This window comes from Nocardiopsis sp. RV163 (assembly GCF_001029525.1).
GTDB classification, from domain to species: Bacteria; Actinomycetota; Actinomycetes; order Streptosporangiales; family Streptosporangiaceae; genus Nocardiopsis; species Nocardiopsis dassonvillei.
This window is the reverse complement of sequence record NZ_LEKI01000277.1, coordinates 1-3,810: the sequence shown is the minus strand read 5'-3', so window position 1 is coordinate 3,810 and position 3,810 is coordinate 1. Positions and strand designations below refer to the sequence as shown.

Here is a 3,810-nt window from a genome sequence, read left to right as displayed (position 1 = left end):
GTAGGCGCCCTGCTGGGGGTCGGCTGCGTACGGCGGAGGGGGAAGCTGGGGCCCGCCCATCGGGGTCTGGGCGCCCGACACGGGTGTCTGCGGTCCCGACACGGGTGTCTGGGGCCCGCTCATGGGGCTCTGGGGACCCGGCGCGGGCGTCTGTGGATCGGGTGTGCGGGGGCGCTGCTCCCGCACGGGGGCCTCGTGGCCCGGCCCCGGACGCTGCTGACCAGGCGCAGCCGGGTCCGGCGCGTACGCGGGGCTCCGGGTGCCGGGTACGGGCGCCTGCGGCGCCATCGGGTACTGGGGTCCGGAGTGCGGAGTCCGCGTGTCCGCGGCCGGGGGCTGGAAGCCCTCCATGGACGCCTGGGCACCGGACGCGGGGCTCGGCGGTCCCGACACGGGTGTCTGGGGCCCGCTCATCGGGCTCTGCGGTCCCGACACCGGCGCCTGCGCACGGCTCAGGGGCTCCTGACCGCCGGTCGCGCCCAGCGTCGAGGCGGGCCGGGACGTGCGCGCCTGCTCGAAGGCCGAGGCGAACGCCGCCGGGGTCTCGAAGCGCTCCTCGGGCAGCTTGGCCAGCGCCCGGGTGAGGACACCACGCAGCTTGCGGGAGATGTCGGAGCGGGGAACCGGCTTGGGGTCCTGCGTCAGGACACGCTCGGCGTAGTCGCGGGGGTCGAACGGCGTTCCGTCCGTCGACGAGAACGGCGTGTGCCCCACCAGCATCGTCCAGACGGTGGACGCGAGCTGGTAGACGTCGGAGGCGGGCGTGCGCGCCCCGCCCCGCAGGGCCTCGGGTGCCGCGTGCAGGAACGACTCCGTGGCCGGGTCGGGCGGGGGCAGGGCCTCCCCGGACCGGTGGACGGAACCGAAACCGGTCAGCACCGGCGTCCGGCCCGCACGCAGGATGTTGCCGGGGCACACGTCCCCGTGCAGCAGCCCGCGCCCGTGCATCGAACCCAGCGCGGCCGCCACGCTCCGCGAGACGGCCGCCGCCTCCTGGATCGGAGCGGGCCCCCTCCGGGCGAGCATGTCGCCGAAGGAGCCGTCCGCGTAGAACGGCAGCACCACGAACAGGTCACCGTCGGCGGTGGTCCCCGCGTCCAGCAGGGGGACCACACCGGGAACCCCGCTGAGCTCGCGCAACTGGTTCAGCTCGGCGCGCCCGAGGTGCTCGGGCAGGACCTTGAGCACGACGTCGGCACCGCTCGTGGATCGCGTGGCCCGCACGATCCGGGCGCGGCGCCCCTGGCGGAGCAGGGCCGGGTTGCCGTAACCGGGCGCCCAGGCGGCGTGCTCGGAGCCGGACATGGGAGAGCGACCCCCTGGTGGTGTTCGTGGTGTGGAGGATCCCCGTCAGACGACGGGGAGGACGGCACCGGGTGCTACGGAGACGAGGGCGCCTCGGTGGCCGGGCTCTGGAACATCTGCTGGCGGGCGCCCCAACCGCGCTCCTCGTTGACCTCCTGCTGCTTGCCGAAGGCCCCGATGAGGGCGATGACACCGCAGATCAGCGCGACGAGGATGAGCCCGCCGATCACCGCGGGCCACACCTGCTGCCGCCGCCGCCAGTACCGGCTCGAACCGTACATGAGGGCCGACCGGAGCTGCCGGTGCCGCAGGGCGTCCGCCTGGAGGACGTACTTCTCCTCGTTGGGCGTGTAGTGGAACGCCTCGGGGAGCTGCGGATCCGGGTCCGCCGGGGCGGACGCGGGGGAGGGGGACGACATCGCCGCTCAGCCTACTAGAACAGTCCGTCGAGGTAGCGGGTCAGCCTGCCGTAGTTGTCCGCGGTGTTGCCGGTCGCGGCGATCACCTTGGCGAAGGCGGCGTTGACCTCGGAGAACTGGGTGTCGAACTCCGTGGCCTTGGCCTGGAACTGGGCGCTGCCCGAGCCCTCCCACTGGCTGACGGTGCTCTCGGACTGCTCGTTGATCTGGCTCATGATGGCGGAGAAGCGGCCGAGGTGGGCCTGCTGGTCCTCGGCCAGGCCCTGGAGGCCCGAGACGTCGCCGTAAACGTCGAACTGACTCATGGGAAACCTTTCTGGGGAGAGCGTGGGGGGGCGACTCAGGCGTTGACCGGGCGGGAGAGGCCGCCGAGGTCGCTTCCGGCCTGGGAGTAGTCGGAGCTGGAGTCGGAGTCGGTGATGTTGAACTGCCCCTGGCCCTCGTTCAGCTTGATGCCGTTCTGGCTGCACCAGGACATCAGCTCGTCGAAGCGCTCGGTGAGCTGCTCGCGGGCCTCGCGGAAGCGGGCGAGGGCCTCGCCCTGGAGGGCGTCGGCGTCGTTGCTCATGTCCTGGATGAGCTGGTTCATCTGGGTGCGGATGCCCTCGGACTCCTGTCCGAGCTGCTCACCGCCGACCGCGAGGCTGTTGACGTTTTCAAGACCGGCGTGGGACATCTGTGCCTTTCCCGGGAGTCGGGGGTGGAAGGGGCCGCCTCTTCGTTCGGTCTCGGGCCGCGTTCGCATGGGGATTCGTGTGGCCACGATAAAGAGGGGAGATTACGGACGATAGTAAGGATCGCACCTTTCGGTCAACGGAGGTGCGCTTTTGTGACATCGTTCGTCGGGCGGCGATCGGCCTGATCGCAGGCGGTGCCCCGCACACGGCGGCTGACCGCTTCCGGCCACGGGCCCGGCCCGGACCGGGGCCCGGCCGCCCTCACCCGCCGCCCGCGCCGGGACTCGCGCTCGGGTCCGCGGCCGCGGGTTCCGTCACCCAGCGCACCGCGAGCGGCCAGCCGTCCATGGAAGAGTCGTGGAAGCGGGGGAAGAGCTCCTCGGCCTCTCCCGGCCCGCCCTCGGCCAGGTCCACCCGGTGCCAGGAGCCGCCGGTCTGGAGCAGGACCGCGTCGCGTTCGGGCGAGGGCGCGTACTGCACCACCGGCCCGTCGCCCCCCTCCAGCAGACGCGTGGCCGTGTGCCCCTGCTCCTCCATGGTCACCAGGTACGCGCCGGCCGGGGGCTCCCCGCCGCCGGCGGGGGCGTCGGGGCGCAGCAGCGCGGTGCCCCCGCCCCAGACCGGGGAGTTGTCGAAGGTCTGCCACCGGCCTCCGTCGGCGTTCAGCGTCGCGTTGACGACGCTGTCCGCCGTCTCCCGCACCACGAGGGTGCCGCCGTCCACGGAGCTGCTCTGCCGGGTCTGCACGCTGTTGCGGATGTGCAGCGCCCCGTCCGGGGTCAGCGCCCAGTCGCTGGGCCGCTGGTTCTCGCCGATGAGGAGGCTGCCCTCCTGGTTGGGGGTGCCCGTCGGGGCCTCCAGGGGCACCGACAGCACCTGCGGGGGCACACCGTCCTGGGGGGTGTCGGAGACGAACCACAGCCGGTCGCCGTTGATCGCCGGACGGGACAGGACCTCCCCCTCCGAGGCGGGCACGGACTCGATCTGCTGGTAGGAGACCTCCTCGGCGCCGGACTCCTGCGGATCGGTGAGCACCGCCACCTGCACGGCGTCGGGCTCCTCGGTGACGTAGGCGAAGTGCGTCCAGTCCGCGGAGAACTGCGCGTGCACGGCCAGGTCCCGGGCCATCGGGTCGACCGCGCCGTCGGGCAGCGCGATCCGCTGGAGCGGCTGCCCGGTCGCGGGGTCGTGGAAGACCAGGACCTGGTCGGTCTCGGGGTCGCCGCCCTCGAAGCCCCGGTGCAGCAGCGCCAGGCCGGACAGCCCCTCCTCGGCCAGCTCCTCCCCGGCCCCGGGTTCGCCGCCGGAGCCGCCGGACGTGCCGGTGCACGCGGTCAGGGCGAGCAGGCACACTGCCGAGGTCAGGGCGAGGGGGCGCCGCATGGAGCTGCCTTTCGGGGGGACGGGGA

Annotated in this window: 5 protein-coding genes; all 5 read right to left on the bottom strand. The window is 73.2% G+C overall.

Annotation, left to right across the window (positions count from 1 at the left end; all coding sequences use genetic code 11):
• The coding region (locus ABD54_RS25900) for a protein kinase (RefSeq protein WP_047872169.1) at positions 1–1,305 on the bottom strand (1,305 nt) is incomplete at its 3' end.
• Between the two features lie 74 nt (positions 1,306–1,379).
• On the bottom strand, positions 1,380–1,724 hold the full coding sequence (locus ABD54_RS25895) for a hypothetical protein (protein ID WP_047872168.1): 345 nt from the start codon (positions 1,722–1,724) through the stop codon (positions 1,380–1,382).
• A gap of 14 nt (positions 1,725–1,738) precedes the next feature.
• Positions 1,739–2,029, bottom strand: a complete 291-nt coding sequence (locus ABD54_RS25890) for a WXG100 family type VII secretion target (RefSeq protein WP_047872167.1) — start codon at positions 2,027–2,029, stop codon at positions 1,739–1,741.
• A gap of 35 nt (positions 2,030–2,064) precedes the next feature.
• The gene (locus tag ABD54_RS25885; protein ID WP_013156414.1) at positions 2,065–2,400 is read right to left on the bottom strand and encodes a hypothetical protein; all 336 of its coding nucleotides are present in this window, start codon (positions 2,398–2,400) and stop codon (positions 2,065–2,067) included.
• 262 nt (positions 2,401–2,662) lie between these two features.
• Positions 2,663–3,784 (bottom strand): hypothetical protein, encoded by a 1,122-nt coding sequence (locus ABD54_RS25880; RefSeq protein WP_047872166.1) that lies wholly within the window; start codon positions 3,782–3,784, stop codon positions 2,663–2,665.
• Between the last annotated feature and the right edge of the window lie 26 nt (positions 3,785–3,810).